The 4,083-nt window shown below is 64.8% G+C and carries 5 protein-coding genes; 4 read left to right on the forward strand and 1 reads right to left on the reverse strand.

The features are described 5' to 3' along the window. The coding region (locus ACLP2E_RS16435; RefSeq protein ID WP_442466549.1) for a LacI family DNA-binding transcriptional regulator at positions 1-175 on the reverse strand (175 nt) is incomplete at its 3' end. Positions 176-363: 188 nt separating this feature from the next. Between ACLP2E_RS16435 and ACLP2E_RS16440 the strand changes: the two genes are divergently transcribed. The 4 genes from ACLP2E_RS16440 to eda form a co-directional block, all read left to right on the forward strand. Beyond that, positions 364-2,433 (forward strand): FAD-binding protein, encoded by a 2,070-nt coding sequence (locus ACLP2E_RS16440; protein ID WP_442466545.1) that lies wholly within the window; start codon positions 364-366, stop codon positions 2,431-2,433. Positions 2,434-2,495: 62 nt separating this feature from the next. Further along, a complete protein-coding gene (locus tag ACLP2E_RS16445) occupies positions 2,496-3,401 on the forward strand; it encodes a sugar kinase (protein ID WP_442466546.1) in 906 nt (301 codons plus the stop codon). 29 nt (positions 3,402-3,430) lie between these two features. Further along, positions 3,431-3,586 (forward strand): hypothetical protein, encoded by a 156-nt coding sequence (locus tag ACLP2E_RS16450; protein ID WP_442466547.1) that lies wholly within the window; start codon positions 3,431-3,433, stop codon positions 3,584-3,586. A 10-nt stretch (positions 3,587-3,596) separates the two neighbouring features. Beyond that, positions 3,597-4,083: bifunctional 4-hydroxy-2-oxoglutarate aldolase/2-dehydro-3-deoxy-phosphogluconate aldolase (eda, locus tag ACLP2E_RS16455; RefSeq protein ID WP_442466548.1), on the forward strand; the 487-nt coding region annotated here is incomplete at its 3' end.

Raw genomic sequence — 4,083 nt, forward strand, 5'->3', positions numbered from 1 at the left:
GCAAGGTCGCCGCTCCGCGATGATAGATGTAGCCGAGCTCGGTCATCGCCGCGCTGACCCGTTCCCGGGTTGACTGCGCGACGAGAGAGCTTCCCCCCAGAACCAGAGAGACCGTGGATTTTGAGACGCCGGCGCGGCGAGCGACGTCAACGATGGTCGCGCGAGCGTCGCTCATCCCTTCCTCCTCCCCCTTATCCTCGCCATTTCCGCTCATAGCACCTGGATCGTTCCAAAGTCAAGGTTAAATCGGCCACTGTTTACAGCTCCAAACCGAGCGCTAGGCTTGCATCTCTTATTGGAACGTGCTAAGCAGGTAGTCGGTTTCCAAGGCCTCGCCAACCCAAAAAGTTCAGGAAGCGCCCTTTGACCTCGATCGTCCCCCAATCGATCCTCGACGGATTGACCGACGTCCCGATGCCGCGGCTGGCAAACGAAAGGCCGCCCAAAGAGTTCGTGACTGCCAGCGGCCATTCCCTGCCGGTGCACCGGGCCGAGGCGCTCGTCCTGGGCAGCGGGGCGGCGGGACTTCGGGCAGCCGTCGAACTCATGCGCCGTGACGTAGACGTGGCGATAGCGAGCCAAAGCGCGTTCGGCGGCACGTCGGCCTGCTCAGGGTCCGACAAGCAGACCTTACACACCGCCAACACGGCGGGGCGAGGCGACGACTTCCGGGCTCTGGCCGACGCGCTTGGCGCCGGGGGCGCCATGGACGAGGACACCGCCTACGTGGAGGCGGTTGGGTCCGCCCGCGCTCTCTCGTCCCTGCAGTTCATGGGACTGCCGATTCCTCAGGACCGTCTCGGCGGCGTCCTGCGATATCAGACCGATCACGACGAGGTCGGCCGCGCCACCAGCTGTGGTCCCCGGACCTCTCGCCTCATGGTGCAGGTGTTGACCAGGGAAGCTATCCGCCTGGACGTCCCGATCTTCAATCATACGACAGGCGTTCGACTCCTGGTAGCTCCCGGACCGGAGCCTCGAGCAATAGGTGCGCTTGTGATGGCGCCGAAAAAGCGAAGCAAGGACAATCCGTTCGGGTTCGCGGTATTTCTCGCCGGCACGGTGGTCATCGCCACGGGCGGACTGGGCGAGCTCTACCGCGACAGCGTCTATCCGCGGCATTGCTTCGGATCCCTCGGTCTCGCACTGGAAGCGGGAATCGAGGCGGTCAATCTCACCGAAAGCCAGTTCGGCATCGGGACGCCTCGGGACAACTTCCCCTGGAATTTGTCCGGCACCTACGTGCAATGCATGCCCTATATCTTCTCGCGCGACGCACGGGGAAACGAACGCAATTTTCTGGGCGACTTTTACCGCACCACACAGGAACTCGCGTCCAACATCTTCCGGAAGGGCTACCAGTGGCCGTTCCACGCAACGCGTATGCTGGACTTCGGATCGAGCCTGCTCGATCTTGCTGTCTACCGAGAGACCCAAGCCGGTCGAAAAGTCTTCATGGACTTCAATCGCAACCCCCTCCCCGTTCCCGGCGACGCAGAGTTCAGTCTCGACCGCCTGGATGACGACGTGCGGAGCTACCTCGCAAACGGCGGGGCGCTGCTCGAAACGCCGCTCGATCGGCTGCGCAAGATGAACCCGCTCTCGATCGAGCTCTACAAGCGATACAAATACGACATCACCCGCGACCCCCTCGAATTCGCGATTCTGAACCAGCACATGAACGGGGGTCTGGCGGTCGACACCTGGGGCCGGACGAACCTGGCCGGATGTTACGCGGTCGGCGAAGCAGCCGGGACCCATGGCGTGACTAGGCCGGGCGGCGCGGCGCTGAGTGCGGGTCAGGTTTTTGGCACGCGTTGCGCCGAGCATATCGCGGCAAGCCGGAAGCCTCGCGACGCGATGAAGCCGGAACCTGTCGTGGAGGAGGCCGTCGCGAGAGTGCTCGGCGCCCTCCGGACCGACAGCGCGTTGGAGACGGAGGCCATCCGCAAAGAGGTCCAGGACCGTATGAGCGACCATGCCGGGATCCTTTCCAATGCGAAAGATGTGAAAGCTGCGGCGGAAGCGTCGCATGCCCTAAACGAGACGATCCGCCAGCAGGGAATAGCCTTCGACGGCGCCAACGAGGCGCTGCGGGCGCTTCAATGGCGCCAGAGCGCCATTGCGTCCGAGGCGGTGCTCACCGCGTTGGCCTACTACCTCGAACGTGGCGGCGGAAGTCGCGGCGCCCGCACGGTTTGCGCCCCGAATGGCGACCGAACGCCTGAGGCCAGGAGCGGCCCCCTCGACGACGTCCGGTTTGTGTCCGAGCGCGACGAGGATCGAGCCGAGCAGGTCCATGTTCGGTTCAACGCCGGGACGTTTGTCTGCGAGGCGCGTCCCATCCGCCGGCGCGACCGCGACGACAAGCCATTTTTCGAGCGCGACTGGCCCGCTTTCCTGACGGGCGCGATCCACGACGAGGCCCGCTGATGATGGAAAATATTCCTGCGCGCCACTGGCGAGGACGCCGGATTCTCGGAGTCGGCGAAGCGATGGTCGAATTCGCACCGGTCGGGGACGACCTCTACCGTAGAGGTTTTGCCGGCGACACGCTCAACACCTGCTGGCACATGGCGCAATTGCTCGGCGACCGGGCTGAGGTCGGCTATCTCACGCGAGTCGGAACCGACGCCTTCTCCAGCCAGTTCGTCGACTTCATCACCGCGAACGGCATGGACGCCTCGACAATCGAACGCGACCCGCTGCGCACGATCGGTCTCTACGTGCTCAGCCTCGCCGGCGTCGAGCGCAGTTTCAGCTATTGGCGCGAGACGTCCGCCGCCCGGAGGCTCGCCGACGATGTCGAAGCGCTCAGCGCATTGTTGAACGATTGCGCAATGATCCACGTCTCGGGCATCACGCTCGGGGTGATCGGGGAGATCGGGCGGCGGAACCTGTTTCACGCCCTCGCTGCGGCGCGCGCGTCCGGGGCGGTCATTTCTTTCGATCCCAATGTGCGGCTGCGCCTATGGACCGACGTTGCCGAATTGAAGACGGCGACGCGGGAGATGTTCGAGATCACGGACATCGCATTGCCGAGTTTCGATGACGAGGCGCTCATCTGGGGCGACGCCGACCCCGAGGCCACCGTCACTCGCGTCGCCGCGCTGGGCGTCGACGAGGTCGTGGTCAAGAACGGCGCCGACGATGTCTCATTGCAGCTTGGCGACAAAAGTTGGCGGGCGGCTACGCCTCCAAAGACCGACATTCGCGACACGACCGGCGCCGGAGACTCTTTCAATGCCGGCTACCTCGCCGCGCGCTTCATCGGCACGGATCCACTCGCCGCGTGTGCGATCGCGCAGGGCGTCGCCGGAGAGGTCATCCGCTGCTTCGGCGCCCTTGCTCCCGTACAAACGCTTGCGGAATACCGCGATGCGCTTCGCGATCCGTCGTGATGGGCCGGTTCGGTATCACGAGGGCAGCTTTGGACGAGGCCCTCGTATTGCCAATTCACGAAGCGGCGCGCCGCCTGGTCGACCAACGCGACGGCGGCATCCTTCACACGGTCTTCGACCGTCGCACGCCGCGAACGGACAACGCGGTCAGTCCTGATTCAAAGCGCGGGATTGATCAGGGATAAGGAGTGTTCAATGGCCCAAGACATGGTCGCGATCGATGCCGTCCTAAATCTCGCGCCGGTCGTGCCGGTGTTGATTTTGGAAGATCCGGAGACCGCGATCGCGGTCGGCCGGGCGCTCGTCGCCGGCGGTCTGCCAGCGCTGGAAGTGACGCTGCGCACGGCGAGCGCGCTCGACTGCATCCGCGCGCTGGCCGAACTGGATGGGGCGGTGGTCGGCGCGGGCACGGTCCTCGATGGCGGGCAAGCGAAGGCGGCGGCCGACGCCGGCGCGCGCTTTCTTGTCTCCCCAGGCGCCACGGCGCAACTCGTCGCCGACGCCGAAGCTTTTCGCGTTCCGCTGTTGCCCGGCGTCGCCACGGCCGGCGAGGCTATGGCCATGCTCGAACGTGGCTACTCGCAGCTCAAGTTTTTGCCGGCAGAGTCAGTAGGCGGCATCGGTCACCTGCGGTCCCTCGCCTCGCCGTTTCCGATGCTACGCTTCTGTCCGACTGGGGGCA

The sequence above is a fragment of the Rhodoblastus sp. genome (genome assembly GCF_052145335.1).
Lineage (GTDB): Bacteria > Pseudomonadota > Alphaproteobacteria > Rhizobiales > Beijerinckiaceae > Rhodoblastus.

What these genes read in the sequence shown, in the direction of transcription:
- ACLP2E_RS16445 (WP_442466546.1), top strand. Translation starts at nt 2,496, where the DNA reads ATGGTCGAATTCGCACCGGTCGGGGACGACCTCTACCGTAGAGGTTTT.